Here is a 25783-nt window from a genome sequence, read left to right on the forward strand (position 1 = left end):
TACTCAACGTCCTCGTACGCTGGCTGTACGCACACCGGATTAAACGCCGCATAACAAAGCCGCTGGGCTTCATTGCTCAGCGGCTTTTCAGTGACCGTAATGCGGTAGGATTTGCTGTGGGTTAAACCTTCGCACTCACCTCGCTGCGATTGACCAACGCTTCGATCGCATCACTCAGACTCGCTGCTTTGTCCCCCACAAGCAAATGCCAGATCCCACCGTCCAACTGGCTGACACCCTGACAACCCAGTTCCTTCAACTGTGCTTCAGACAACGCTTTGCCATCGGTCAGTTGCAGTCGAATACGGGTCAGGGCGATGCAATCGAGTTGCAGCACATTGTCGCCGCCACCCAGCGCATTCAGCCATTGCAGAGCTTCCGAACTCGCCACCGCCACCGCCACCGCTTTCGGCTCATCGGCAACCACCACGGTCTCAGCCAGAACCGCCCGGCCCAACGCCGGCATGGCGAGACGAATTTCATCAGCAATGCTGTCCGCCATCGGCCCGACCACCACCTGCAAGCTGCCACCCTTGCCCGGACGGACCACTGCCATCGCCCCCAACGCTTTCAAGTCAGCATCGGACGCCTTGTTGCGATCAGCCATTTCCAGGCGCAACCGCGTAGTGCAGGCGCCGACGGTGAGCAGGTTTTCGGCACCGCCCAAGGCTTTGATATATGCAGCGGCACGCTGGTTTTCTGTCAGTACTGATTTCTCGGCTGTGGCCACGTCCTCACGCCCCGGCGTCTTCAGATTGAAGCGACGAATACAGAAATCGAACACCGCGTAATACACCACGGCATAGGCCAGGCCGACCGGAATCACCAGCCAGCCGTTGGTCGAGCGGCCCCAGCCCAGCACCATGTCGATGAAACCACCGGAGAACGTAAAGCCAAGGTGAATGTTCAGCCCATTGGTAATCGCCATCGACAACCCGGTCAGCAGCGCATGCAGCAGGTACAGCAACGGCGCCAAGAACATGAAGGCGAATTCAATCGGCTCGGTCACCCCGGTCAGAAACGACGTCAGCGCCATCGACAGGAAAATCCCGCCCATGACTTTGCGGCGCTCCGGCAGGGCATTGCGATACATCGCCAGACACGCTGCCGGCAGGCCGAAAATCATCATCGGGAACATGCCCGTCATGAACTGGCCGCCTTTCGGATCGCCAGCGAAGTAGCGTGACAGGTCACCCGTGACCAGCGCTCCGGTGGTTGGATCGGTGAAGTTGCCGAAGACGAACCAGGCCATATTGTTGAGGATGTGGTGCAGGCCCGTGACGATCAGCAGGCGGTTGAACACGCCGAAGACGAACGCGCCGATGCTGCCGCTTTCCATCATCAGCGCACCGAAGGCGTTGATGCCGTGCTGGATCGGTGGCCAGATATAGCCGAACACCACGCCCAGACCCACTGCCGCGAATCCGGTGACAATCGGCACGAAGCGTCGGCCGCCAAAGAACGCCAGATATTCCGGCAGCTTGATGTCCTTGAAGCGGTTGTACAGCGCGCCGGCCATCAGGCCGCTGACAATCCCGGCGAGCATGCCCATGTTGATGGTCGAATCGAGCACCTTGAGCGTCGAGATCATCACCAGATAACCGATCACGCCGGCGAGGCCGGCGGTGCCATTGTTGTCCTTGGCGAAGCCGACGGCGATGCCGATGGCAAAGATCATCGCCAGGTTAGCGAAGATCACTTGCCCGGCATCGTGAATGATCGCGATGTTCAGCAGGTCGGTGTCACCCAGACGCAGGAGCAGGCCGGCAATCGGCAGGATCGCGATCGGCAGCATCAGCGCGCGGCCGAGGCGTTGCAGGCCTTCAATGAAGAGTTGGTACATGGTGGTTCTCCCGGCTCTTTATAGAGAGCTTGTTGTTAGGGCAGCGGCCAATGCTGGTGGCAGGCGTGGCGAACGGCGGCGGCGCTGCTTAGTTTGAGCAGGTCGCGGCTGAGGCGCTGACATTCGGCTTCGTGCACCTGGCGCACGCGATCCTTGATTTCACCGATCTGCACCGGGCTGACCGACAGCTCCGTCACGCCCAGACCAACCAGCACTGGCGTGGCCAACGGGTCGGAGGCGAGGGCGCCGCAGACACCGACCCAACGCTTGTGCACCGCCGCGCCTTCACAGGTCATGGCGATCAGCCGCAGCAGCGCCGGGTGCAGGGCGTCGACGCGGGCGGCAAGCCCTGCATGATCACGGTCCATGGCCAGGGTGTACTGCGACAGATCGTTGGTGCCGATCGAGAGGAAGTCGGCGTATTCGGCGAGTTGTTCGGCTTGCAGCGCGGCGGCGGGGACTTCGATCATCACGCCGATTTCCGGGCGTTGGGTGATGTTCAGCTCTTGGCACAACGCATCGATGCGCTGGCGAATGTGCAGCAGTTCATCGACTTCGGTGACCATCGGCAGCAGGATCCGGCAACGGTGCAGCGGGCTGACTTGCAGCAACGCGCGCAATTGCTGGTCGAGGATTTCCGGGCGGGCCTGAGCCAGACGAATGCCGCGCAGACCGAGCACCGGGTTGGCTTCGATGGGCAGCGGCAGGTAGTCGAGTTGCTTGTCGCCGCCGACGTCGATAGTGCGGATGATCACTGAGTGCTCACCCATCGCATCCAGTACGCCTTGATAGGCCGCACGCTGCTCTTCGACATCCGGCGCGGTCTGGCGATCAACGAAAAGAAATTCGGTGCGCAGCAGACCGACGCCATCGGCGCCGTTGGCGAAGGCGTCCGCCGCTTCAGCGCTGGAAGCGACGTTGGCGACGACTTCGATGCTCACGCCGTTACGGGTTTCTGCTGGCAGGTGAGCCTTGGCTTGTTGCGCCTCGCGGCGTTGCTGACGGTCGAGTTGCGCCTGCTGAACCTCCGCCAGACGTTCGCCATTCGGGGTCAGTTCAAGACGACCGCCATCCGCATCGAGTACCACCGCTTCGCCTTGTGGCTGATCAAGCAAGGCAGAACCCAACGCCACGATGCACGGCAGACCTTTGCCGCGAGCGAGAATCGCCACGTGCGATGTCGCGCCGCCCTCGGCCATGCACAACCCGGCGACACCCTGGGCGCTGAGTTGCAGTAGATCCGAGGGTGTCAGTTCGTGGGCAGCGACGATGGCACCGGCCGGCACATCGTAATGCCAGGCTTCGCCGAGCAGGGCGCGCAATACCCGTTGCTTGAGGTCGCGCAGATCGTTGGCGCGTTCGGCCAGCAGTGCGCTGCCGGTGTGCTGCAGCACTTCGCATTGCACGTCGATCGACTGGCTCCAGGCGTGAGTGGCTGCGGTGCCTTGTTTGATGGCTTGCTGCGCGGCATCGAGCAGCGCCGGATCCTCCAGCAGCGCCAGGTGCGCGGCGAAGATCGCTTCTTCGTCGGCACTCTTGTGTTTTTTGGCTTGCGCGAGGGTGGCGTCGATTTCATTGCGCACCTGAGCCAGGGCGCCTTCAAGCACCTGCTGTTGCTGTAGCGGATCATGATTGCCCGCATCCTTCGGCAAACTGATCGCGTTCAGACGAAACAGCGGCCCACCGACCAGTCCCGGCGCAGCGCATACGCCGTGCAACACGCCAGCCTCGGCCGGACGCTTAAGCGGTGCGACACTCAGCGGTGCTGTCGCGTGATGATCCTCCGGCAACGCCGTAGCCAATGCCGCGAGCAACGCTTGCAGCGCCGCTTCAGCGTCCGGGCCCTGGCAACTGATCTGCACTTGGTCCCGTTCGCCCACCGCCAGGCCCATCAGACCGATCAGGCTGTTGCACGGCGCCGATTTGCCAGCGAAGTGCAGTTGCGACTGGCTTTTGAAACCTTGCGCAGTCTGCCGAATCAACGCGGCCGGGCGGGCATGCAAACCGCCGCGATGAGCCACCAACACACGCCCATGAGCCTCAGGCCCGCCGACGACTTCTGCACTCGTCACCAATAGGTTGCGCGCCACAATGTGCAGCAACGGCTCGCCGACTTTCACAGCTTTGAGCGTGATCGGCCGCACCTGAAAATCCTGGCTGTTGGTCAGGATCAACAGGCTGACGAGGCTTTTGCATTGCTGGCCAACCTTGTCCTGGTCATAACGCAGCAATGGCTGACCCTTGCTGACGCGCGCGCCATCCTTGACCAGCATCGAAAAGCCGTCGCCGTTCAACTCAACGGTGTCGAGGCCCAGATGCAGGAGGATTTCTGCGCCATTGTCGGCGCGTACAGTCAGCGCGTGGCCGGTGCGGGCGACGTGAATGATCACCCCGGCGCATGGCGAGTACAGTGTGTCGTTGAGCGGATCGATGGCAATGCCGTCACCCATCGCGCCGCTGGCGAACACCGCGTCCGGGACTTTGGCGAGCGTGAGCACCGGGCCGCTGAGCGGGGCGCTGAGGATCAGCTCTTTATTGTTGTTGTGCATGGCTCGGTCTCATCGGTTAAATCTCGGTTCGATGTCCTTGCAGGAGCAGCTTTCGGTAACTCCTGCAGGTTTACTTCAATTAATGCGTGCGGGTCACTTTGCTCAGGTGGCGTGGCTGATCCGGGTCCATACCGCGGGCCACGGCCAGACCGGCGGCCATCACGTAGAAACTCTGGATCGCCAGAATCGGATCAAGGGCCGGGTGCTCGGCGCGGGTCAGGGTCAGGTCGCGTTCGCTGACATCATCCGGCGCGGCCAACAAGACCCGGGCACCGCGTTGACGCATTTCTGCCGCCAGGCTCAACAGACCTGCCTGCTCGGCACCGCGCGGAGCGAAGACCAGCAACGGATAGTGTTCATCGATCAACGCCATCGGGCCGTGACGCACTTCGGCGCTGCTGAACGCTTCAGCCTGAATCGCTGAGGTTTCCTTGAACTTCAGCGCCGCCTCTTGGGCGATGGCAAAACCGGCACCGCGACCGATGACCATCAGGCGCTCGCAATCGCGCAGCGCTTCGATGGCCACGCTCCAGTCCTGTTTGGCGGCTGCGCGCAGGCCTTCGGGCAAGGCCTTGCCAGCCTCGAGCAATTCGCTGTCCTCTTTCCAGTGCGCGATCAAACGAGCGCTGGCGCTGAGGGTGGCGATAAAACTTTTGGTTGCGGCAACGCTGCTTTCCGTGCCGGCGAGCAGTGGCAGGCTGAATTCACACGCGGCTTCCAGTGGTGAATCGGCGGCGTTGACCATCGACACACTGAGTGCGCCACGTTTGCGTAACAGACGCAGGCTGTTGACCAGATCCGGACTCTGCCCCGATTGCGAGAACGCGAACGCAACCTGACCGCTGACCTTCAACGGCGCCTGTTGCATGGTCACCACCGACATCGGCAACGACGCCACCGGCACACCCAGTTGCTGCATGGTCAGGTAGGCGAAGTAGCTCGCCGCGTGGTCGGAGCTGCCGCGGGCGACGGTCATTGCCACTTGCGGCGGCTGACGGCGCAGGCGTCCGGCGATCTCGATCATTGCCGGGTCGAGCTGTTGCAGTTGGGCTTGCACGGCCTCGAACGAGGACAGCGCCTCCTCAAGCATTTTTGAAGTCAATGTCTTCTCCTTCGACCATGACGGCGGTCAGTGTGAGTGAGCGATCCAGCCGCACGCAGTCGGCCCAGGCGCCAGGTGCAAGGCGCCCGCGTTCGTTGATGCCGAGGTAATCGGCGGGGAATTGCGACAGACGCTGCGAAGCCTCGGCGATCGGCAAACCGATCTTCACCAGGTTGCGCAGGGCCTGATCCATGGTCAGGGTGCTGCCGGCCAACGTGCCGTCCGGCAGGCGTACGCCGCCCAGGCATTTGGTCACGGTGTGGCTGCCGAGCTTGTATTCACCGTCGGGCATGCCGGCGGCGGCGGTCGAATCGGTGACGCAGTACAGGCAGGGGATCGAGCGCAGGGCCACGCGGATCGCGCCGGGATGCACATGCAGCAAGTCGGGAATCAGCTCGGCGAATTTGGCGTGAGCCAGTGCCGCGCCGACGATGCCCGGTTCGCGGTGATGCAGCGGGCTCATGGCGTTGTACAAATGCGTGAAACTGGTGGCGCCGGCCTCAAGGGCGGCGACGCCTTCCTCGTAGCTGCCAAGGGTGTGGCCGATCTGCATGCGGATGCCACGGCTGCTCAGCTCACGAATCAAGCCGTCGTGACCGGCGATTTCCGGGGCGATGGTGATCACCCGGATCGGCGCCAGCGCCAGATATTCTTCGACTTCGGCCATCAGCGCGGTGTGGGCAAAGTTCGGTTGTGCGCCGAGTTTTCCCGGATTGATGTACGGGCCTTCGAGGTGCACGCCGAGGACCCGCGCGGCACCTTGCGGACGCTGTTCGCAGAATGCTCCGACTTCCTTCAAAACGCTGGAGATCTCGGCACTCGGCGCGGTCATGGTGGTGGCCAGCAGCGAGGTGGTGCCGAAACGCACGTGGGTTTTGGTGATGGTTTCGAAGGCGCTGGCGCCTTCCATGATGTCTTTGCCACCGCCGCCATGGACGTGCAGGTCGATAAAACCCGGCAGCAGATACGGCAAGTCATTGTCGGCCGGATCGCAGGGCACGCCTTCGATCGATACGACTTTGCCGTGTTCGTGGACCAGCCGGCCGCGAATCCAGCCGCTGGCGGTGAGGATGTTGTCTTCGGACATTTTGGTTCTCGCTTTGGGCCGCTCTCAGCGGCGCAGCTCTGCAACAAAGTCGTAGTAGTCGTTGCGGCAATAGGTATCGGTCACTTCGATCGGCGTGTTGTCTTCGAGGTAGCCGACCCGGGTCATCAGCAGCATGGCGGTGCCGGGGGCGATGCCGACCAGCGCGGCGAATTCGTCCGAGGCGTTGATCGCCTGAATGTGCTGCAGGGCGCGAACGATCGGTTTGCCGATGCCGTCGAGGTATTCGTAGAGTGAATCGCCGACCAATTGCGGCTTGGGCATGATCGAGGCGGGCAGGGTGCTCATTTCGATGGCCATCACCGTGTCATCGGCTTTGCGCAGACGCTTCATGCGCGCGACCTTGTCATTCGGCGACAGGCTCAGACGGATCAATTCTTCATGAGTCGGCAGGGTGATTTCGCGCTCCAGCCATTGCGAACTGGGCACGAAGCCCTTGAGGCGCAGCATCTCGCTGAACCCCGAAAGGCGCGACAGCGGTTGTTCGAGGCGTGGCGTGATGAAAGTGCCGGAGCCTTGCAGGCGACGGATCAGGCCTTGATCGAGCAGAACTTCCAGCGCCTTGCGTGCGGTCACCCGGGAGATGCCCAGTTGCTCGCTGAGGTTGCGTTCCGAAGGCATTGCCTGCTCGGACTTCCACTGCCCGGCATGAATCGCGGCTTCCAGATTGCGTGCCAGCTGCAGGTACAGCGGCGTCGGCTGGGAGTCATCGGGACGTAGGGCGTGGAGGTCGTTCATGTAGGGCATTTCCGTCGCGAGTATAGGATTGTTGTGGCTCGCTTGTGGGGCGGAAATTAATACCACTTGAATACCATGTCAACGCGGCTAATCGGTGGTTGGTCCAGTGAAATGGCGGGTGCAGAAGGGTCTGGTTTGAAGTGGTATTAAAGGTGGGCTATACAAAGCAAAAGATCGCAGCCTGCGGCAGCTCCTACGGTGGGAAGTGGTATCAACCCCTGTAGGTGCTGCCGCAGGCTGCGATCCTTTGATTTATTTTTTTAAGCCGACCAGTGGTTAAGGGCGGATTTCGACCATCGTGCCGTCCGGCACCAGATTCCACACTTCACGCATATCAACGTTGCGCATGGCGACGCAGCCGTCAGTCCAGTCGAGGGTGTGGAACAGATCTTCCGGGGTTTCTTCCGAATCCGGCGTCCCGTGGATCATGATCATTCCGCCGGGCTCGACGCCTTCACGCCGGGCGCGTGCGGAATCGCTGATGTTCGGGTAGGAAATGTGCATCGACAGATTGAATTTGTCGCTGGTCTTGCGCCAGTCGATCCAATAGAACCCTTCTGGCGTGCGCTTGTCGCCCTCTATCAGTTTCGGGCCTTTCTTCGCACCTTTGCCCAAGGAAATACGATAGGTCTTCAGCGGCTTGCCGTCGGCGATCAGCTGCAATTGATGAGCCGATTTGAGTACCAGGACTTTTTCAATAAGAGGCGTATTCGAAGGCGTCACAGTGGTCACGAAGGACGCTTGGGAGACGGTAACGAACGACAGGCACAACAGGGCAAGCAACCAGCGCATTGAAACGATTCCCCAAGGAGTGACGCAGATATTTCAGTTATGGATATTTTAGGTGATGGCAGGCTGAGCGAGCGGCGGAATCGATTCCGAACGTACCGGGTAGGCCTCGATACGCCGATCCGCGAAGAAGCATTCTAAGGTACGCCCCACCGTGCGGAAAGCCAGCTCGTCCCAGGGAATGTCAGCTTCGTCGAATAGTTGCACTTCGAGGCTCTCGGGGCCGGCGGCGAAGTCCAGATCAACCAGCTCGGCGCGGAAGAACACGTGCACCTGACTGATGTGCGGCACATCGATCAGCGTGTAGATGCTCAGGTTGCGCACCCGGGCGCAGGCCTCTTCGGCGGTTTCGCGTACGGCGGCCTGCTCGATGGTCTCGCCGTTCTCCATGAAACCGGCGGGCAACGTCCAGTAACCGAGACGCGGCTCGATGGCACGGCGGCAGAGCAACACTTTCGTGCCCCAGGTCGGTACGCAACCGGCGACGATATTGGGATTCTGATAGTGAATGGTCTGACAGCTGTCACAGACAAATCGCAGCCGCGAATCGCCTTCGGGAATGCGCTGGGTGACCGGGTTACCGCAGTGGCTGCAAAATTTCATGCTGGGCTTCCTGAATGCTGCGCCTATCTTGGCGTGCAGCGGTGTCGGTCGGCAAGTTGTCGTTTCGCGACACGACCGGTTTCGGGGGCTTGGGCGCTCGCAGCGATTGGTGCATGATGCAGGGTAAGGCACAGATCGAGAACACTCATGCTGGACGAGCTACTGCATAGGGTAAGCAACCACACACCGCGCACGCTGGAGACCGACACACGTTTCCCCGAGGCCGCCGTTCTGGTGCCGATCACCCGCAGTGACGAGCCGGAACTGGTCCTGACCCTGCGTGCCAGCGGTCTCTCGACCCACGGCGGCGAAGTCGCCTTCCCCGGCGGGCGCCGCGATCCGGAAGACCCGGACCTGATCTTCACCGCCCTGCGCGAAGCTGAAGAAGAGATCGGGCTGCCGCCGGGCCTGGTCGAAATCATCGGCCCGCTCAGTCCGCTGATCTCCCTGCATGGCATCAAAGTTACACCGTACGTCGGCGTGATCCCCGACTATGTCGAGTACCTGGCCAACGATGCCGAGATCGCCGCGGTGTTCAGCGTTCCCCTCGAATTCTTCCGCAAAGACCCCCGCGAACACACCCACCGCATCGATTACCAGGGGCGGAGCTGGTACGTACCGAGCTATCGATTTGGCGAGTTCAAGATCTGGGGGCTGACGGCGATCATGATCGTCGAGTTGATCAATCTGCTCTATGACGCCAAGATCAGTCTGCACCAGCCTCCTAAAAGCTTTATCAACACCTGAGCCATCGCGCGAATGGCCACCATCGTGAGCCCTGAGGAAAACAAGATGAAATACCGCTTGGGCGACGCCCGTGTCGAGACCCATCCGCAGAGCTGGGTTGCTCCCAATGCCGTGCTGGTGGGCAAGGTCAGACTGGAAGAGGGCGCCAACGTCTGGTTCCACGCGGTGCTGCGCGGCGACAACGAACTGATCCTGATCGGCAAGAACAGCAATGTGCAGGACGGCACGGTGATGCACACCGACATGGGTTTTCCGCTGACCATCGGTACCGGCGTGACCATCGGCCACAACGCCATGCTCCACGGCTGTACCGTCGGCGATTACAGCCTGATTGGCATCAACGCAGTGATTCTCAACGGCGCGAAGATCGGCAAGAACTGCATCATCGGCGCCAACTCACTGATCGGCGAGGGCAAGGAAATTCCGGACGGTTCGCTGGTGATGGGCTCGCCAGGCAAAGTCGTGCGCGAGCTGACCGAACCGCAGAAGAAGATGCTTGAAGCCAGCGCCGCCCACTATGTGCATAACGCCCAGCGTTATGCCCGCGATCTGGTTGAGCAGGAAGAATGAACACAGCCGAAAGACCCGTTGCCTCGCCGTGCGTGAATATTTGTGCGCTGGATGAGGATGATGTTTGTACTGGCTGCCAGCGTACAGTCGCTGAGATCACCCGTTGGGGCCGCATGAGCAATGACGAGCGCCGGGTGGTGCTGGGGTTGTGTCATGAGCGGGCCAAGGCGAGTGGGTTGGTGTGGATGATCCCTTCGAAATCGTGACCGACCTCAAAATGCCCTCACCCTAACCCTCTCCCAGAGGGAGAGGGGACTGACCGAGGTGTCTTACGCTATACGCCGACCTGAACGATTGAGTCGAACTCAGGATTTGAAAGGCCCCTGATCGGCTCCCTTTTCCCTCGTCTGAAGGAGAGGGATTGTTCGAACTGCACCGAACTGCGTTATCGAGTCGAACTCGGGGGGCGATTCAACGAAGATCTGCTCCCTTTCCCCCTCGCCCCCTTGGGGGCGGTCCGACGTTTCGGGAGGGCTGGGGTGAGGGGGTAGCTCTTGATTTGCCGGTCAAGTAACCTGTGCGCCAATCTGACAGGTCGCCTCCATGATTTTCCTCATCGCCTACATCAGCAGCGTTGTGCTGATCAACTTCGCCTTCTCTACCGCGCCGCACCTCGACATCATCTGGTCGGCCTGGGGCGGGCTGGTGTTCGTGTTGCGCGACATGGTGCAAACCCGCTTCGGCCACGGCGCACTCGTGGCGATGCTGGCGGCGCTGGTGCTGTCTTATGTCACCTCCGATCCGTCCATCGCACTGGCCAGCGCCACGGCGTTCGCAGTGTCCGAGGTCATCGACTGGCTGGTGTTCAGCATCACCAAGCGACCGTTGCGCGATCGCTTGTGGATCAGTTCGGCGCTGAGCATTCCCCTCGATACCTTTATTTTCTTCGGCATGATCGACCTGCTGACGCCGCCAGTGATCATCACCGCGCTGGCCTCGAAGTTCGCCGGCGTCACCGCCGTCTGGCTGATCATGGCCTGGCGCGAGCGTAAACAGGCTGTCGCCGGCTGAAGCCAAAGCCTCAGGTTCATGTAAAATGCCGCGCTTTCTCCCCATGGAAAGCGCGTCTGGCGTGCTTTTCTCGATGATCCGCTTCTTTGAGGACCTGAGATGACCCGTATCGGAACTCCATTGTCGCCAACCGCGACCCGCGTATTGCTGTGTGGCTGTGGTGAGTTGGGCAAGGAAGTGGTAATCGAGCTGCAACGCTTGGGCGTTGAAGTGATTGCCGTCGATCGTTACGCCAACGCGCCGGCGATGCAGGTTGCCCATCGCAGCCACGTCATCAACATGCTCGACGGCGCCGCCCTGCGTGCTGTGATCGAAGCTGAGAAGCCGCACTTCATCGTGCCGGAAATCGAAGCCATTGCCACCGCCACCCTGGTCGAACTGGAAGCCGAAGGCTTCACCGTGATCCCGACCGCACGCGCTGCGCAACTGACCATGAACCGCGAAGGCATCCGTCGTCTGGCCGCTGAAGAGCTGGATCTGCCAACCTCGCCTTACCACTTTGCCGACACTTTCGAGGATTACAGCAAAGCCGTTGAGGACCTGGGTTTCCCATGCGTCGTCAAACCAGTGATGAGTTCGTCGGGCAAGGGCCAAAGCCTGCTGCGCAGCGCCGATGACGTGCAGAAAGCCTGGGATTACGCACAAGAGGGCGGTCGCGCCGGCAAAGGCCGGGTGATCATCGAAGGTTTCATCGATTTCGATTACGAAATCACCCTGCTGACCGTGCGTCACATCGGCGGCACCACGTTCTGCGCGCCGGTCGGCCACCGTCAGGAGAAGGGCGATTATCAGGAATCCTGGCAGCCGCAAGCCATGAGCCCGATTGCCCTGGCTGAATCCGAGCGCGTTGCCAAAGCGGTAACGGAAGCGCTGGGTGGCCGTGGCCTGTTCGGCGTTGAGCTGTTCATCAAAGGTGATCAGGTGTGGTTCAGCGAAGTGTCGCCGCGTCCGCATGACACCGGTCTGGTGACGCTGATTTCCCAGGATCTGTCGCAGTTCGCGCTGCACGCTCGCGCCATTCTGGGCTTGCCGGTGCCGCTGATCCGTCAGTTCGGGCCATCGGCTTCGGCGGTGATTCTGGTGGAAGGGCAGTCGACCCAGACTGCATTCGCCAACCTCGGCGCGGCGTTGAGCGAACCGGATACGGCGTTGCGTCTGTTCGGTAAACCAGAAGTGAACGGTCAGCGTCGCATGGGCGTGGCGCTGGCGCGGGATGAGTCGATCGAGGCAGCACGTGCCAAGGCGACTCGCGCTGCTCAGGCTGTTGTGGTCGAGCTCTAAACCGCGTCGCGTCCATCGCGAGCAAGCCCGCCCCCACGTGGGATTTGGTTGGACACAATATCTGTGGCCAACCAATGACCGTGTGGGAGCGGGCTTGCTCGCGAAGCTTTTGATCTTCTATCAGGCCGCCCGATTCAGATCGTTATCCCGCGTCTCTTTCAAACACAGCACCGCAATCAAACTCAGCACCGCCGCGCCCGACACATACCCGCCGACATAACTCAAACCACCCATCGCCACCAGCTTCTGCGCAAAGAACGGCGCCGCCGAGGCCCCGACAATACCGCCCAGGTTATACGCCGCCGAAGCGCCGGTATAACGCACGTGGGTTGGAAACAGTTCAGGCAACAGTGCGCCCATCGGCGCAAACGTCACGCCCATCAAGAACAGCTCGATGCACAGAAACAGCGCCACGCCCCAGGTCGAGCCCTGAGTCAGCAACGGCTCCATCAGAAACCCGGAAAGGATCGCCAGCACGCCACCAATGAGCAGCACCGGTTTGCGCCCGTAACGGTCGCTGGCCCAGGCTGACAAAGGCGTCGCAGCGGCCATGAACAGCACGGCAAAACACAGCAGGCCCAGGAATGTCTCGCGACTGTAGCCCAGCGTCGACACACCGTAGCTCAAGGAAAAAACTGTCGAGATATAGAACAGCGCATAGCAAACCACCATCGCCGCCGCGCCCAGCAATGTCGGCGCCCAGTACTGACTGAACAGCTCGACCAGCGGCACTTTCACCCGTTCCTGACGAGCGATGGCATTGGCGAACACCGGGGTTTCATGGAGTTTCAGGCGTACGTACAGGCCGACCATCACCAGCGCCGCGCTGAGCAGAAAAGGAATCCGCCAGCCCCAACTGCGGAACTGCTCGTCAGTGAGTGTCATGGCCAACGTCAGGAACAAACCGTTCGCGGCGAGAAAGCCGATCGAAGGCCCGAGCTGCGGGAACATGCCGAACCACGCACGTTTGCCCTTCGGCGCGTTTTCCGTGGCCAGCAACGCAGCGCCACCCCATTCGCCGCCCAGTCCCAGGCCCTGACCGAAGCGCAGCACACACAGCAGAATCGGCGCCCAGGCCCCGATACTGTCGTAGCCCGGCAGCACGCCAATCAGCGTCGTACACACACCCATCAACAATAAGGAGGCGACCAGCGTCGATTTACGCCCGATGCGGTCACCAAAGTGGCCGAACAACGCCGAGCCCAGCGGCCGGGCCAGAAAGGCGATACCAAAAGTCAGGAAAGCCGAAAGCATCTGTGCGGTGCCGGACGTCTGCGGAAAGAACACCGGCCCGATCACCAGCGCAGCCGCGGTGGCATAGACATAGAAATCGTAGAACTCGATCGCGGTGCCGATAAAACTCGCCGTGGCCACGCGGGTGGCGGAATTGGTCGGTTGTGCAGGCGCGGTGGCGCTGTAAGCGGTACTGGTCGTCATGCGGTGATCCCTGACAGTCATGAGCTCCGTTGGAGCGAATTATTATGGTCGAACACCCAGGGATGTGGGATGAGGCGCGGTCGCTGCTTCAGGTAGGAACAGTCGCCGGAGTACAGCGGAAATAGCCGAAGCCTGTCGGGTGCGGGGTAAGCACGAGGCTCGGCGGCGCTTGGGTAAGCGTCTCGATTATAGGAAGGGGGCTAACGATTGAACAAGAGCAAAGATCGTTATCTGGCAGGTACCAAAGCCGGCACAGAAGAGGTATGCCAGATCAACACCTTGCTCACCCGGTTCTCTTCGGTCTCGAGAATCTCCAGACGATAGCGTCCAATCTTCAAGCAAACCGCACTTTCCGGAATCGTCTCCAACGCCTCGGTCACCAGACCGTTGAGGGTTTTCGGCCCGTCGCTCGGCAAATGCCAGCCCAGGCACTTGTTCAGCTCTCGGATCGACGCCGTGCCATCGATCACCATTCGCCCATCCGCCTGCGGATGAATATGCGGGTTATCCAGGCTATGCTCGCTTTCAAACTCGCCGACGATTTCTTCGAGAATGTCTTCCAGGGTAACGATGCCGAGTACTTCGCCGTACTCGTCGACCACCATCCCCAGGCGCCGCTGTTGCTTGTGGAAGTTCAGCAACTGCAATTGCAATGGCGTGCTTTCCGGCACGAAGTACGGCTCGTAACTGGCGGCCAGCAGCGCTTCGCGCGTCAGATCACCGTTGTTCAGCAGATGATGGATCTGCCGCGTGTTGAGCACCGCCTCAACCTGATTGATGTCGCTATGGAACACCGGCAGGCGTGTGCGCTTGTTATGGCGCAGTTGTTCGATGATTTCTTCGATCGAATCGTCGAGGTTGATGCCATCAACGTCACTGCGCGGTACCAGAATGTCGTTGACCGTGATGTTGTCCAGTGCATGAATACCCGAAACCGGGTGCGCGCGGACCGGATGCTCTTCATCGTCATACCGGTCGGCAGGCGAGTCATCTTCGCTTTGCTGCACCACCTGAACCTTGCGCGCAAACGGAGTCATCAGCAGACCGCTGATACGGCTGAACAGCCAGGCCAACGGATAAACGATCTTCAGCGGCACGGCCAGCAAGGTGTTGCCGAACGCCAACACTGCATCCGGGTAGCGCCGGGCAACCGAACGCGGGAAGTAATCGGCAAACACCAGCAGAATCGCGCCGGCGCCGAGGCAAGCGGCCCAGGGACCGTTTTCTTCGCAGAGGAAAATCGCCAGCAACGTCGCGATGACGACCGCGAGAGCACGGCACAGGGTATTGCAGAGAATAAGGCTGTCGAGCGGGAAGCTCAGCGTCGCCAGTGGTTTATCGCTGGCGCGCGAGGCGGTGCGTTGCGCGAGCAAATGTTGCTGCGCGATTTCGACGGCGGTAAACAGCCCTGACCACAAAATCAGCAGGACAAATACCGCGAGCATCGGCCCTAGGGGCAAACCGTCCATTTATGCCGCCCGTCAGATGTGCAGGATGTATTCACGAACCAGTTTGCTGCCAAAGTACGCCAACATCAGCAGGCAGAAACCGGCGAGGGTCCAGCGAATCGCCTTGTGACCGCGCCAGCCGAGGCGATTGCGCCCCCACAGCAGCACGCTGAACACGATCCAGGCCAGGCACGCCAGCAGGGTCTTGTGTACCAGATGCTGGGCGAACAGGTTTTCGACGAACAGCCAGCCGGAGATCAGCGACAGCGACAGCAGGGTCCAGCCGGCCCAGAGGAAGCCGAACAGCAGGCTTTCCATGGTTTGCAGCGGCGGGAAGTTCTTGATCAGCCCGGACGGGTGCTTGTGCTTGAGTTGGTGGTCTTGCACCAGCAGCAACAAGGCCTGGAACACCGCGATGGTGAACATGCCGTAGGCGAGGATCGACAACAGAATGTGCGCGAGGATGCCCGGCTCTTCATCGATGACCTGCACGGTGCCGGTCGGCGCGAACTGCGCCAGCAGCACGGTGATCGCGCCCAGCGGGAACAGCAGCACCAGCAGGTTCTCTACCGGGATCCGCGAGCAGGCAATCAGTGTCAGCGCAATCACTGCCGCGGCAATCAGGCTGGAGGCGCTGAAGAAATCCAGGCCCAGGCCGATCGGCGTCAGCAGATGCGTGAGCAGGCTGGCGGCGTGGGCCACCACGGCGAAAACGCCAAGGCCAACCAACAGGCGCTTGTTCGCCTTGGCGCCAGTGGCCAAGCGGGTACTTTGATACAGGGTCGCAGCGGCATAAAAAAGGGCGGCGGCGAGGGTGGTCAGTAAACTGGGTGACAAGGGGAGCATAAATCCTGTTAGGCAGGCCCGAAAGACGCTGAGTTTGGCATAGAACCGCTATCGCACGAAAGACTCGGCAAGCTGACGGCGAGGTGTCCGCCGGGCGCAGTCTTCGCTATAATCCGCGACCTGCCCACGCCGCAGGCTCGCCGAGCACATGTTGATTCCGGTCTGGGCCGCCATTATCCCGGTCTACACAGGGCCTGAAAGGATCGCGCAATGTTTGAAAACTTAACCGACCGTCTCTCGCAGACGCTGCGCCATGTCACCGGCAAGGCGAAGCTGACCGAGGACAATATCAAAGACACCCTGCGTGAAGTGCGCATGGCGTTGCTCGAAGCCGACGTCGCCCTGCCGGTGGTCAAGGACTTCGTCAATTCGGTCAAGGAGCGCGCTGTCGGCACCGAGGTGTCGCGCAGCCTGACGCCGGGCCAGGCGTTCGTGAAGATTGTCCAGGCCGAACTCGAAAGCCTGATGGGCGCGGCCAACGAAGATCTGAACCTGAGCGCTGTGCCGCCGGCCGTGATCCTGATGGCCGGTCTGCAAGGTGCGGGTAAAACCACCACAGCTGGCAAACTGGCGCGCTTCCTTAAAGAGCGCAAGAAAAAGTCGGTCATGGTCGTGTCGGCGGACATTTACCGTCCTGCGGCGATCAAACAGCTGGAAACCCTGGCCAGCGACATCGGTGTGACGTTCTTCCCGTCCGACCTGAGCCAGAAGCCGGTCGACATCGCCACTGCTGCTATTAAAGAAGCAAAACTGAAATTCATCGACGTGGTCATCGTCGACACCGCCGGTCGTCTGCACATCGACGAAGAGATGATGGGCGAGATCAAGGCATTGCACGCCGCGATCAACCCGGTCGAAACCCTGTTCGTGGTCGACGCCATGACCGGTCAGGACGCGGCCAACACGGCCAAGGCCTTCGGTGATGCCCTGCCGCTGACCGGTGTGATCCTGACCAAGGTCGACGGCGACGCCCGTGGCGGTGCCGCCCTGTCGGTGCGTGCCATCACCGGCAAGCCGATCAAGTTCATCGGTATGGGCGAGAAGAGTGAAGCGCTCGACCCGTTCCATCCTGAACGTATCGCTTCACGCATCCTCGGCATGGGCGACGTGCTCAGCCTGATCGAACAGGCCGAAGCGACTCTCGACAAGGACAAGGCCGACAAACTGGCCAAAAAGCTGAAGAAGGGCAAGGGCTTCGACCTCGAAGACTTCCGCGATCAGCTGCAACAGATGAAAAACATGGGCGGACTCGGCGGGCTCATGGACAAACTGCCGAGCATCGGCGGCGTCAACCTGTCGCAGATGGGCAATGCCCAGAATGCCGCAGAGAAGCAATTCAAGCAGATGGAAGCCATCATCAACTCCATGACCCCGGCAGAGCGCCGTGACCCTGAGCTGATCAGCGGTTCGCGCAAGCGTCGGATCGCCATGGGTTCCGGCACCCAGGTGCAGGACATCGGCCGCTTGATCAAGCAGCACAAGCAGATGCAGAAGATGATGAAGAAATTCACCGCCAAAGGCGGAATGGCGAAAATGATGCGCGGCATGGGCGGAATGTTGCCCGGCGGCGGCATGCCAAAGATGTGAGGTGTCCCGTCTCACCCGTTCTGCTCGCCAAAAGTGAGCGAAACGGGTGAAACAGAAGACTAGACTTCGCCGGTCGTCGCACCGGCGCAGACCCTGCAAGGACGCAGGATCAACAGCAAACCCGCACTCGGCGGGAGCTGATTGGCCGTTTTCATCGACGGCTCTCTATGCAAATCCGCACGGCATGCCATAGGCGCCGGAAAAAGTCATTTGCAAAAGTCCGGATATTCCTTAGAATATGCGGCCTTTCGGGCACCCATGCCCGCTGTGCATTTAGATTTGCAGCACCGACTACAGGAACGATGTTCACATGCTAACAATCCGTCTTGCCCTTGGCGGCTCCAAAAAGCGCCCGTTTTACCACCTGACCGTAACCGACTCGCGTAACCCGCGTGACGGCTCCCACAAAGAACAGGTTGGTTTCTTCAACCCTGTTGCCCGTGGTCAGGAAATCCGTCTGTCCGTGAACCAAGAGCGCGTAGCCTACTGGCTGAGCGTTGGTGCACAACCTTCTGAGCGCGTTGCTCAGTTGTTGAAGGAATCTGCCAAGGCTGCGGCCTGAGCAATATGAACGCGACGCCTGCTGTTGCCGATGATTTGATCGTTATTGGCAAAATTTATTCTGTTCATGGCGTTCGCGGCGAAGTGAAGGTTTATTCCTTTACTGATCCGACTGAAAACCTGTTGCAGTACAAAACCTGGACGCTCAAGCGCGAAGGCAATGTGAAACAGGTCGAGCTGGTCAGTGGACGCGGGAGCGACAAGTTCCTGGTCGCAAAGCTCAAGGGTCTCGATGATCGTGAAGAAGCTCGTCTTCTGGCCGGTTATGAGATCTGCGTGCCGCGCAACCTGTTCGCTGAATTGACCGAAGGCGAGTACTACTGGTACCAGCTGGAAGGTCTGAAGGTCATCGACACCCTTGGGCAATTGCTCGGGAAAATCGATCATCTTCTGGAAACCGGCGCCAATGATGTAATGGTCGTCAAGCCTTGCGCTGGCAGCCTGGATGATCGCGAACGCCTGTTGCCCTATACGGAGCAATGCGTGTTGGCCGTCGACCTGGCCGCGGGCGAGATGAAGGTGGATTGGGACGCGGACTTCTAAACGTGGCTAATTTGCGCGTAGAAGTGATCAGTTTGTTTCCCGAAATGTTTTCCGCCATCGGCGACTACGGCATCACCAGTCGTGCGGTCAAACAGGGGCTCTTGCAGCTGACCTGTTGGAATCCGCGAGATTACACGACGGATCGGCATCACACTGTGGACGATCGCCCGTTTGGCGGTGGTCCGGGCATGGTGATGAAGATCAAGCCCCTGGAAGATGCTCTGGTTCAGGCCAAGGCAGCAGCCGGGGAGGCGGCGAAGGTGATTTACCTGTCCCCCCAAGGCCGTCAACTGACTCAGTCGGCGGTACGCGAGCTGGCACAATCGGATGCATTGATCCTGATTGCCGGCCGCTATGAAGGCATTGACGAGCGCTTTATTGAGGCTCATGTCGATGAAGAGTGGTCGATTGGCGACTATGTACTGTCTGGCGGCGAGCTGCCGGCCATGGTCCTGATCGATGCGGTTACACGACTGCTGCCTGGAGCTTTAGGGCATGCGGATTCCGCTGAGGAAGATTCCTTTACGGATGGTCTGCTGGATTGCCCGCACTACACCCGACCTGAGGTGTATGCGGATCAGCGTGTTCCCGACGTGTTGCTGAGTGGCAATCACGCGCATATCCGGCGTTGGCGTTTACAGCAGTCCCTTGGCAGGACCTTTGAACGACGCGCCGATCTTCTGGAAAGCCGCTCGCTTTCTGGAGAAGAGAAGAAGCTGCTCGAGGAATACATCCGCGAGCGGGACGATAGTTAACAACGTATCGATGGTAGATCGAACGATTTACCTTAGGAGCACAGCATGACCAACAAAATCATCCTTGCACTCGAAGCAGAGCAGATGACCAAAGAAATCCCTACCTTCGCCCCAGGCGACACTATTGTCGTTCAGGTGAAAGTGAAGGAAGGCGATCGTTCCCGTCTGCAAGCGTTCGAAGGCGTTGTAATCGCCAAGCGTAACCGCGGCGTGAACAGTGCGTTCACCGTTCGTAAAATCTCCAACGGTGTTGGCGTAGAACGTACTTTCCAGACCTACTCCCCGCAGATCGACAGCATGGCTGTTAAACGTCGCGGTGACGTACGTAAAGCCAAGCTGTACTACCTGCGCGACCTGTCGGGTAAAGCAGCTCGCATCAAGGAAAAACTGGCTTAAGTCCAGCTTCCGATGCAGAAAAAAGCAGCCTACGGGCTGCTTTTTTGTTGCCCGGAATTTATTTACCGTATTTTCGTTTCAGGCCATAACCATGACCACCCGCGACCAGGAAATCCAGCGCCGTACCGAACTGTCGGTGACCCGCGTAACCAAAGCCGTCTTCCCGCCGACCACTAATCACCACAACACCCTGTTCGGCGGCACCGCGCTGGCGTGGATGGATGAAGTCTCCTTCATTACCGCCACGCGCTTCTGCCGCTTGCCATTGGTGACCGTGTCCACGGACCGCATCGACTTCAATCATGCGATCCCGGCTGGCTCAATCGTTGAGCTGGTCGGGAAGGTGATCAAGGTCGGCAACACCAGCCTCAAGGTCGAGGTGGAAGTGTTTGTCGAGAGCATGAGCTGTGATGGCCGCGAGAAGGCGATTCATGGGCAGTTCAGTTTCGTCGCCATTGACGATGACAAGCGGCCGGTACCGGTGCTGCCGGGTTTTGCGGCCTGATCTGATATCGAGTCGCGCCATTCGCGAGCAAGCTCGCTCCCACAGTGATCGGGGTGAACACACAATTTGTGTCCGGCACAGAACCTGTGGGAGCGAGCTTGCTCGCGAATGCGTCAGCTCAGGCGCCGCTGACCTCCGGCTGAATCAACGCCAGCAGCGTCCACCCGGATCCCGGTTTCAAAGCAGTTTCCGGTGTCACCACATGCACCCAGCCACTGTCATCGCGCATGAACAACAACGTGGCGCGATTACCATGCAGCGCGCGGTAATCCTCCCAGCCAAAGCCATCCGTCAGGGTCGTGCTGTACAGCTCGGCACCCTGGCCTATCTGGCTGGCCAGTTTCGCGTAGGTAAACGCGTCGCTGCCGAGCTGATTGCCGCGATGTTCAAGGCTGGCGCGGTGCTTGTCACTGCGACGGCTTTCATGACCGCTGGCCAGGCCAAACAACCGCTGATGGCCGAAATCGTGCCGAAAGCGCATCGCTGCCAAAGTATTGAGTTCACCCGACGGCGACAGCGCGAGCAAATGCCCCAGCCCGACGAGATCCAGATGTGCGTCAGCATGCTGCGAGGCCGGGTTGCCAAAATACGTCGGCAAACCTTCCATGCGCGCCGCACGAATGTTTTCCCAACTCGAATCGGTAAGCAGCACGCGGCTGCCCAGTTGCTGCAGCGACTTGCCCAGCTCCCGCGCCGGGCCGTTCGCGCCGACAATCAGGAAACCGCTCGGCGCTGGCTCCGCGACCTTGAGCAATCGCGCCAACGGGCGTGCGGTCGCGCTTTGCAGGACCACCGTGCCGATGATCACTGCAAACGTCAGCGGTACCAGCAGTAATGCGCCCTCGTGCCCGGCCTCGTGCAGGCGAATCGCGAAAATCGCCGACACCGCCGCCGCGACGATCCCGCGCGGCGCAATCCAGCACAGCAATGCGCGCTCACGCCAACTCAAGCTGGAACCGGCCGTGCTGAGCAGCACATTCAGCGGTCGAGCGATCAGTTGAATCACCAGCAGCAGAATCAGCACCAGCGGCCCCAGTCCGATCAACGCGTACAAATCGAGGCGCGCCGCCAGCAGAATGAACAGCCCGGAAATCAGCAGCACGCTGAGGTTTTCCTTGAAGTGCAGGATGTGCCGCACATCCACGCCCTTCATGTTCGCCAGCCACATGCCCATCAATGTCACCGCCAGCAGACCGGATTCATGCATCACTGCGTTGGATGCAATGAAAATCCCCAGCACCGCCGCGAGCGAGGCGAGGTTATGCAGATACTCGGGCAGCCATTGCCGACGGATCACCGTGCCGAGCAGCCAGCCACCGACAATGCCGAACACCGCGCCACAGAGAATCACGCCGCCAAAGGTGAACAGGCTCTGCTTGAGACCGTGCCCTTCGGCGCTGGCAATGATGAAACTATAAACCACCACGGCGAGGAGGGCGCCGATCGGGTCGATGACGATGCCTTCCCAGCGCAGAATGTTGGCGATCGAGGCTTTCGGTCGCACCACCCGCAGCATCGGCACGATCACCGTCGGGCCGGTGACCAGCGTCAGACTGCCGAACAGGATGGCCAGCATCCAGTCGAAACCGAGCAGGAAGTGCGTGGCGACCGCAATGACAATCCAGGTCGAGATCGCGCCAAGGGTTACCAGGCGATGAACGACGCTGCCGATCTCTTTCCACTCCGACAGGTGCAGGGTCAGGCTGCCTTCGAACAAGATCAACGCAACGGCCAGCGATACCAGCGGCATCAGCAGCGGCCCGAACATCTCCTGCGGGTCGAGCCAGCCCAGCACCGGGCCGACCAGAATCCCCGTCAATAACAGAAACAGAATCGCCGGCAGCTTCAGGCGCCAGGCCAGCCATTGGCAACCCAGCGCCGCCGCGCCAATCCCGCCAAATGCCAAGAGAATTTGCTGCTCGTTCATTGATGCTCCCTGTTCCTTGAATTAGCGGGCTATGAAAGACTAGCGCCCATTCCTACAGTTCACTCTACATTTGCGCACAGTCCTTGAGGCTGTGTGACTTGAGCGCCCATGCCTGCCATCGACCATCCGCTGATTGACCAATTCCTCGACGCCTTGTGGCTGGAGAAAGGCCTGTCCGACAACACCCGCGGCGCCTATCGCAGTGATCTGGCGCTGTTCAATGGCTGGTTGCAGGAGAAGAATCTGGAATTGATCAATGCCGGTCGCGAACTGATCCTCGATCATTTGGCCTGGCGTCTGGAGCAGAACTACAAACCACGTTCCACCGCGAGATTTCTCTCCGGTGTGCGTGGCTTTTATCGCTATCTGCTGCGGGAAAAAATGATCAACGTCGACCCGACATTGCGCGTCGACATGCCGCAATTGGGCAGGCCATTGCCCAAATCCTTGTCGGAAGCCGATGTCGAGGCGCTGCTCAAGGCGCCGGACCTGAGCGAAGCCATCGGCCAGCGTGACCGCGCCATGCTCGAAGTGCTATATGCCTGCGGGCTGCGGGTGACCGAACTGGTGAGCCTGACGCTGGAGCAGGTCAACCTTCGCCAGGGCGTGCTGCGGGTAATGGGCAAAGGCAGCAAGGAGCGGCTGGTGCCGATGGGCGAAGAGGCGATTGTCTGGGTCGAGCGCTATATGCGCGACGGTCGTGGTGAATTGCTCGGTGGCCGGCCCAGCGATGTGCTGTTTCCCAGTCAGCGCGGCGAGCAAATGACCCGTCAGACCTTCTGGCACCGGATCAAGCATCAGGCCAAGGTCGCCGGAATCGGCAAGTCGCTGTCGCCGCACACCTTGCGTCACGCGTTTGCCACGCACCTGCTCAACCACGGCGCGGATTTGCGCGTGGTGCAGATGTTGCTGGGGCACAGCGACCTCTCAACAACGCAGATCTACACCCACGTCGCCCGCGCCCGCCTGCAAGACCTGCACGCCAAACACCATCCAAGAGGTTGAACGAAATCCCTGTAGGAGTGAGCCTGCTCGCGATAGCGGTATTCCTGAAGACACACTGCTGAATGAAGGACCGCTATCGCGAGCAGGCTCACTCCTACAGGTTCTTCAGTGCTCTCAAAATCTATGGCGACAGGCGCATTCGGCCACCGTGGCCTTATGTGTTAGGCTTTGCCGGTTTGCACGATGGACGGTTATGACCCGGTGTTACGGCACTGGCGTTCTGATTGTTCCATTTGTCCGCCTTCAGGAGTTCTCATGCGTCTGACCCAGATTTTCGCCGCCGCAGCCATTGCGTTGGTCAGCACCTTTGCCGTCGCCGATGACGCGGCCGACAAAGCCATTCGTCAAAGCCTGGAAAAACTCGAACTCGAGGTCCCGGTCGAAAGCATCAATGCCAGCCCGTTGCCGGGCATGTATGAAGTCAAGCTCAAGGGCAGCCGCGTGCTGTACGCCAGCGCCGATGGCCAGTACATCGTTCAGGGTTACCTGTTCCAGCTCAAGGACGGCAAACCGGTCAACCTGACCGAGAAGACCGAGCGTCTGGGCATCTCCAAACTGATCAATGCCATCCCGGTGGCCGAAACCGTGGTGTACCCGGCCGTGGGCGAAACCAAATCGCACATCACCGTGTTTACCGACACCACCTGCCCGTACTGCCACAAGCTGCACGCCGAAGTGCCTGAGCTGAACAAGCGCGGCATCGAAGTGCGCTATGTAGCGTTCCCGCGCCAGGGTCTGAACTCGCCGGGTGATGAACAATTGCAGGCCGTGTGGTGCTCGAAAGACAAGAAAGCCGCCATGGACAAAATGGTCGATGGCAAGGAAATCAAGGCCGCCAAGTGCGATAACCCGGTTTCCAAACAGTTCGCCCTGGGGCAGTCGATCGGGGTGAACGGCACGCCGGCCATCGTTTTGGCTGACGGGCAAGTGATTCCGGGCTACCAGCCTGCGCCACAAGTCGCCAAACTGGCGCTGGGCGCGAAGTGATTCGCATCGTCACGGGCAGCCGTGGCGATCATGGTCCGGTGGTCACATCGCCGGACCATCAATAGAGAGCCGCGAGCACGCGGTTGTTTTCCGGCCGACTCCGCGTCGGCCGTTTTATGGGGAGTTCACAGTGAATCCGGTCAAAGTAGGCATCTGTGGGTTAGGGACCGTCGGTGGCGGTACCTTCAACGTACTTCAGCGCAACGCCGAGGAAATTGCTCGTCGTGCCGGGCGTGGAATCGAAGTGGCACAAATTGCCATGCGCACGCCAAAGCCTCAGTTCCAGACGACCGGTATTGCGATTACCAACGATGTCTTCGAAGTGGCCACGAACCCTGAGATCGACATCGTCATAGAGCTGATGGGCGGCTACACCGTTGCCCGCGAGCTGGTACTCAAGGCCATCGAGAATGGCAAGCATGTGGTCACCGCGAACAAGGCTCTGATTGCCGTTCACGGTAATGAAATTTTCGCCAAGGCTCGCGAGAAAGGCGTGATCGTGGCGTTCGAAGCGGCCGTGGCCGGTGGCATTCCGGTGATCAAGGCGATCCGCGAAGGCCTGTCCGCCAACCGCATCAACTGGGTCGCCGGGATCATCAACGGCACCGGCAACTTCATCCTTACCGAAATGCGCGAGAAGGGCCGTACCTTCGAAGACGTGCTGGCCGAAGCTCAGGCACTGGGCTACGCCGAAGCCGATCCGACCTTCGACGTGGAAGGCATCGACGCCGCGCACAAGCTGACGATCCTGGCCTCCATCGCGTTCGGCATTCCGCTGCAATTCGACAAGGCTTACACCGAAGGCATCACCAAGCTGACCACCGCCGACGTCAACTACGCCGAAGCATTGGGCTACCGCATCAAGCACCTCGGCGTGGCGCGCAGCACTGCTGCCGGCATCGAGTTGCGCGTGCACCCGACGCTGATCCCGGCCGATCGCCTGATCGCCAACGTCAACGGCGTGATGAACGCGGTGATGGTCAACGGCGACGCCGCCGGTTCGACGCTGTTCTACGGCGCTGGCGCCGGCATGGAGCCGACCGCTTCGTCGGTCATCGCCGATCTGGTCGACGTGGTTCGCGCCATGACTTCCGATCCGGAAAACCGCGTGCCGCATCTGGCCTTCCAGCCGGATTCGCTGTCGGCCCATCCGATCCTGCCGATCGAAGCCTGTGAAAGCGCTTACTACCTGCGCATTCAGGCCAAGGACCATCCGGGCGTATTGGCTCAGGTGGCGAGCATCCTGTCGGAACGCGGCATCAATATCGAATCGATCATGCAGAAAGAAGTCGAAGAGCATGACGGTCTGGTGCCGATGATCCTGCTGACCCACCGCGTGGTCGAGCAGCGCATCAACGATGCGATCACTGCCCTTGAAGCACTGGCTGGCGTCGACGGTCCGGTTGTACGGATCCGCGTCGAGCACCTGAACTAAGTCGTTGTCCTGC

25 protein-coding genes are annotated in these 25783 nt (G+C 60.3%); 14 read left to right on the forward strand and 11 right to left on the reverse strand.

Annotated elements, in window-relative coordinates:
- Positions 1-121: 121 nt before the first annotated feature.
- From nagE to ACM6IV_RS17285, 7 genes are all read right to left on the reverse strand, one after another.
- Positions 122-1843 (reverse strand): N-acetylglucosamine-specific PTS transporter subunit IIBC, encoded by a 1722-nt coding sequence (gene nagE, locus ACM6IV_RS17255; protein WP_414870918.1) that lies wholly within the window; start codon positions 1841-1843, stop codon positions 122-124.
- A gap of 35 nt (positions 1844-1878) precedes the next feature.
- Positions 1879-4392: a phosphoenolpyruvate--protein phosphotransferase gene (ptsP, locus tag ACM6IV_RS17260; protein WP_414870919.1), complete on the reverse strand. Its 2514-nt coding sequence runs from the start codon at positions 4390-4392 to the stop codon at positions 1879-1881.
- 79 nt (positions 4393-4471) lie between these two features.
- Positions 4472-5494 (reverse strand): SIS domain-containing protein, encoded by a 1023-nt coding sequence (locus tag ACM6IV_RS17265; RefSeq protein WP_414870920.1) that lies wholly within the window; start codon positions 5492-5494, stop codon positions 4472-4474.
- Positions 5475-6581 (reverse strand): N-acetylglucosamine-6-phosphate deacetylase, encoded by a 1107-nt coding sequence (gene nagA / locus ACM6IV_RS17270; protein WP_414870921.1) that lies wholly within the window; start codon positions 6579-6581, stop codon positions 5475-5477. The genes ACM6IV_RS17265 and nagA overlap by 20 nt, the downstream gene beginning before the upstream one ends.
- A gap of 24 nt (positions 6582-6605) precedes the next feature.
- Positions 6606-7337 (reverse strand): GntR family transcriptional regulator, encoded by a 732-nt coding sequence (locus tag ACM6IV_RS17275; RefSeq protein ID WP_102900597.1) that lies wholly within the window; start codon positions 7335-7337, stop codon positions 6606-6608.
- 276 nt (positions 7338-7613) lie between these two features.
- On the reverse strand, positions 7614-8129 hold the full coding sequence (locus ACM6IV_RS17280; RefSeq protein WP_414870922.1) for a L,D-transpeptidase family protein: 516 nt from the start codon (positions 8127-8129) through the stop codon (positions 7614-7616).
- Positions 8130-8177: 48 nt separating this feature from the next.
- A complete protein-coding gene (locus tag ACM6IV_RS17285) occupies positions 8178-8729 on the reverse strand; it encodes an NUDIX hydrolase (protein WP_122609587.1) in 552 nt (183 codons plus the stop codon).
- Positions 8730-8876: 147 nt separating this feature from the next.
- Between ACM6IV_RS17285 and ACM6IV_RS17290 the strand changes: the two genes are divergently transcribed.
- The 5 genes from ACM6IV_RS17290 (at position 8877) to purT (ending at position 12338) form a co-directional block, all read left to right on the forward strand.
- Complete coding sequence (locus tag ACM6IV_RS17290; RefSeq protein WP_414870923.1) at positions 8877-9476, forward strand: CoA pyrophosphatase; 600 nt, start codon at positions 8877-8879, stop codon at positions 9474-9476.
- Between the two features lie 45 nt (positions 9477-9521).
- On the forward strand, positions 9522-10046 hold the full coding sequence (locus ACM6IV_RS17295) for a gamma carbonic anhydrase family protein (protein ID WP_414870924.1): 525 nt from the start codon (positions 9522-9524) through the stop codon (positions 10044-10046).
- Positions 10043-10252, forward strand: coding sequence for a DUF1289 domain-containing protein (locus tag ACM6IV_RS17300; protein ID WP_414870925.1), 210 nt, complete (start codon positions 10043-10045; stop codon positions 10250-10252). Before ACM6IV_RS17295 ends, ACM6IV_RS17300 begins: the two co-directional genes overlap by 4 nt.
- Before the next feature lie 337 nt (positions 10253-10589).
- Positions 10590-11057, forward strand: a complete 468-nt coding sequence (locus ACM6IV_RS17305) for a preQ0 transporter (RefSeq protein WP_414870926.1) — start codon at positions 10590-10592, stop codon at positions 11055-11057.
- Between the two features lie 99 nt (positions 11058-11156).
- Positions 11157-12338 carry a formate-dependent phosphoribosylglycinamide formyltransferase gene (gene purT / locus ACM6IV_RS17310; RefSeq protein ID WP_102900595.1) on the forward strand — a complete coding sequence of 394 codons (1182 nt, stop codon included), beginning with the start codon at positions 11157-11159 and terminating at the stop codon, positions 12336-12338.
- A 120-nt stretch (positions 12339-12458) separates the two neighbouring features.
- On the opposite strand, the gene ACM6IV_RS17315 is transcribed toward purT, so the two are convergent.
- The 3 genes from ACM6IV_RS17315 to ACM6IV_RS17325 form a co-directional block, all read right to left on the reverse strand.
- A complete protein-coding gene (locus tag ACM6IV_RS17315; protein WP_414870927.1) occupies positions 12459-13775 on the reverse strand; it encodes an MFS transporter in 1317 nt (438 codons plus the stop codon).
- A gap of 227 nt (positions 13776-14002) precedes the next feature.
- Positions 14003-15244, reverse strand: coding sequence for a transporter associated domain-containing protein (locus tag ACM6IV_RS17320; protein WP_414870928.1), 1242 nt, complete (start codon positions 15242-15244; stop codon positions 14003-14005).
- Between the two features lie 12 nt (positions 15245-15256).
- Entirely contained in the window at positions 15257-16069 is an 813-nt protein-coding gene (locus ACM6IV_RS17325) for an inner membrane protein YpjD (RefSeq protein ID WP_414870929.1), read from the reverse strand.
- 210 nt (positions 16070-16279) lie between these two features.
- Here ACM6IV_RS17325 and ffh point away from each other — a divergent pair, with 210 nt between their 5' ends.
- The 6 genes from ffh to ACM6IV_RS17355 all read left to right on the forward strand — a co-directional run bounded on the left by ffh (position 16280) and on the right by ACM6IV_RS17355 (position 20416).
- The gene (ffh, locus tag ACM6IV_RS17330) at positions 16280-17656 is read left to right on the forward strand and encodes a signal recognition particle protein (protein WP_126360492.1); all 1377 of its coding nucleotides are present in this window, start codon (positions 16280-16282) and stop codon (positions 17654-17656) included.
- Positions 17657-17966: 310 nt separating this feature from the next.
- Entirely contained in the window at positions 17967-18218 is a 252-nt protein-coding gene (gene rpsP / locus ACM6IV_RS17335; RefSeq protein ID WP_003185073.1) for a 30S ribosomal protein S16, read from the forward strand.
- 5 nt (positions 18219-18223) lie between these two features.
- Complete coding sequence (gene rimM, locus ACM6IV_RS17340; RefSeq protein WP_085688896.1) at positions 18224-18760, forward strand: ribosome maturation factor RimM; 537 nt, start codon at positions 18224-18226, stop codon at positions 18758-18760.
- Positions 18761-18762: 2 nt separating this feature from the next.
- Positions 18763-19515, forward strand: a complete 753-nt coding sequence (gene trmD / locus ACM6IV_RS17345) for a tRNA (guanosine(37)-N1)-methyltransferase TrmD (RefSeq protein ID WP_008081628.1) — start codon at positions 18763-18765, stop codon at positions 19513-19515.
- Between the two features lie 45 nt (positions 19516-19560).
- The gene (gene rplS / locus ACM6IV_RS17350; RefSeq protein WP_003175895.1) at positions 19561-19911 is read left to right on the forward strand and encodes a 50S ribosomal protein L19; all 351 of its coding nucleotides are present in this window, start codon (positions 19561-19563) and stop codon (positions 19909-19911) included.
- 91 nt (positions 19912-20002) lie between these two features.
- A complete protein-coding gene (locus tag ACM6IV_RS17355; protein WP_007908981.1) occupies positions 20003-20416 on the forward strand; it encodes an acyl-CoA thioesterase in 414 nt (137 codons plus the stop codon).
- A gap of 118 nt (positions 20417-20534) precedes the next feature.
- On the opposite strand, the gene ACM6IV_RS17360 is transcribed toward ACM6IV_RS17355, so the two are convergent.
- Positions 20535-22343: a cation:proton antiporter gene (locus ACM6IV_RS17360; protein WP_414870930.1), complete on the reverse strand. Its 1809-nt coding sequence runs from the start codon at positions 22341-22343 to the stop codon at positions 20535-20537.
- Positions 22344-22451: 108 nt separating this feature from the next.
- Between ACM6IV_RS17360 and xerD the strand changes: the two genes are divergently transcribed.
- From xerD to ACM6IV_RS17375, 3 genes are all read left to right on the forward strand, one after another.
- Positions 22452-23348, forward strand: a complete 897-nt coding sequence (xerD, locus tag ACM6IV_RS17365; protein WP_414870931.1) for a site-specific tyrosine recombinase XerD — start codon at positions 22452-22454, stop codon at positions 23346-23348.
- Positions 23349-23603: 255 nt separating this feature from the next.
- Entirely contained in the window at positions 23604-24335 is a 732-nt protein-coding gene (dsbC, locus tag ACM6IV_RS17370) for a bifunctional protein-disulfide isomerase/oxidoreductase DsbC (RefSeq protein WP_122609598.1), read from the forward strand.
- A gap of 130 nt (positions 24336-24465) precedes the next feature.
- Positions 24466-25770 (forward strand): homoserine dehydrogenase, encoded by a 1305-nt coding sequence (locus ACM6IV_RS17375; RefSeq protein WP_414870932.1) that lies wholly within the window; start codon positions 24466-24468, stop codon positions 25768-25770.
- The last annotated feature ends 13 nt before the right edge of the window (positions 25771-25783 follow it).

Origin of the sequence: Pseudomonas sp. IT-347P (assembly GCF_949768005.1) — a bacterium.
Classification (GTDB): domain Bacteria; phylum Pseudomonadota; class Gammaproteobacteria; order Pseudomonadales; family Pseudomonadaceae; genus Aquipseudomonas.

Coding starts and splice junctions, on each gene's coding strand:
- nagE (WP_414870918.1), bottom strand. CDS start 1,843: ATGTACCAACTCTTCATTGAAGGCCTGCAACGCCTCGGCCGCGCGCTG.
- ptsP (WP_414870919.1), bottom strand. CDS start 4,392: ATGCACAACAACAATAAAGAGCTGATCCTCAGCGCCCCGCTCAGCGGC.
- nagA (WP_414870921.1), bottom strand. CDS start 6,581: ATGTCCGAAGACAACATCCTCACCGCCAGCGGCTGGATTCGCGGCCGG.
- ACM6IV_RS17275 (WP_102900597.1), bottom strand. CDS start 7,337: ATGAACGACCTCCACGCCCTACGTCCCGATGACTCCCAGCCGACGCCG.
- ACM6IV_RS17280 (WP_414870922.1), bottom strand. CDS start 8,129: ATGCGCTGGTTGCTTGCCCTGTTGTGCCTGTCGTTCGTTACCGTCTCC.
- ACM6IV_RS17285 (WP_122609587.1), bottom strand. CDS start 8,729: ATGAAATTTTGCAGCCACTGCGGTAACCCGGTCACCCAGCGCATTCCC.
- ACM6IV_RS17290 (WP_414870923.1), top strand. CDS start 8,877: ATGCTGGACGAGCTACTGCATAGGGTAAGCAACCACACACCGCGCACG.
- ACM6IV_RS17295 (WP_414870924.1), top strand. CDS start 9,522: ATGAAATACCGCTTGGGCGACGCCCGTGTCGAGACCCATCCGCAGAGC.
- ACM6IV_RS17300 (WP_414870925.1), top strand. CDS start 10,043: ATGAACACAGCCGAAAGACCCGTTGCCTCGCCGTGCGTGAATATTTGT.
- ACM6IV_RS17305 (WP_414870926.1), top strand. CDS start 10,590: ATGATTTTCCTCATCGCCTACATCAGCAGCGTTGTGCTGATCAACTTC.
- purT (WP_102900595.1), top strand. CDS start 11,157: ATGACCCGTATCGGAACTCCATTGTCGCCAACCGCGACCCGCGTATTG.
- ACM6IV_RS17315 (WP_414870927.1), bottom strand. CDS start 13,775: ATGACGACCAGTACCGCTTACAGCGCCACCGCGCCTGCACAACCGACC.
- ACM6IV_RS17320 (WP_414870928.1), bottom strand. CDS start 15,244: ATGGACGGTTTGCCCCTAGGGCCGATGCTCGCGGTATTTGTCCTGCTG.
- ACM6IV_RS17325 (WP_414870929.1), bottom strand. CDS start 16,069: ATGCTCCCCTTGTCACCCAGTTTACTGACCACCCTCGCCGCCGCCCTT.
- ffh (WP_126360492.1), top strand. CDS start 16,280: ATGTTTGAAAACTTAACCGACCGTCTCTCGCAGACGCTGCGCCATGTC.
- rpsP (WP_003185073.1), top strand. CDS start 17,967: ATGCTAACAATCCGTCTTGCCCTTGGCGGCTCCAAAAAGCGCCCGTTT.
- rimM (WP_085688896.1), top strand. CDS start 18,224: ATGAACGCGACGCCTGCTGTTGCCGATGATTTGATCGTTATTGGCAAA.
- rplS (WP_003175895.1), top strand. CDS start 19,561: ATGACCAACAAAATCATCCTTGCACTCGAAGCAGAGCAGATGACCAAA.
- ACM6IV_RS17355 (WP_007908981.1), top strand. CDS start 20,003: ATGACCACCCGCGACCAGGAAATCCAGCGCCGTACCGAACTGTCGGTG.
- ACM6IV_RS17360 (WP_414870930.1), bottom strand. CDS start 22,343: ATGAACGAGCAGCAAATTCTCTTGGCATTTGGCGGGATTGGCGCGGCG.
- xerD (WP_414870931.1), top strand. CDS start 22,452: ATGCCTGCCATCGACCATCCGCTGATTGACCAATTCCTCGACGCCTTG.
- dsbC (WP_122609598.1), top strand. CDS start 23,604: ATGCGTCTGACCCAGATTTTCGCCGCCGCAGCCATTGCGTTGGTCAGC.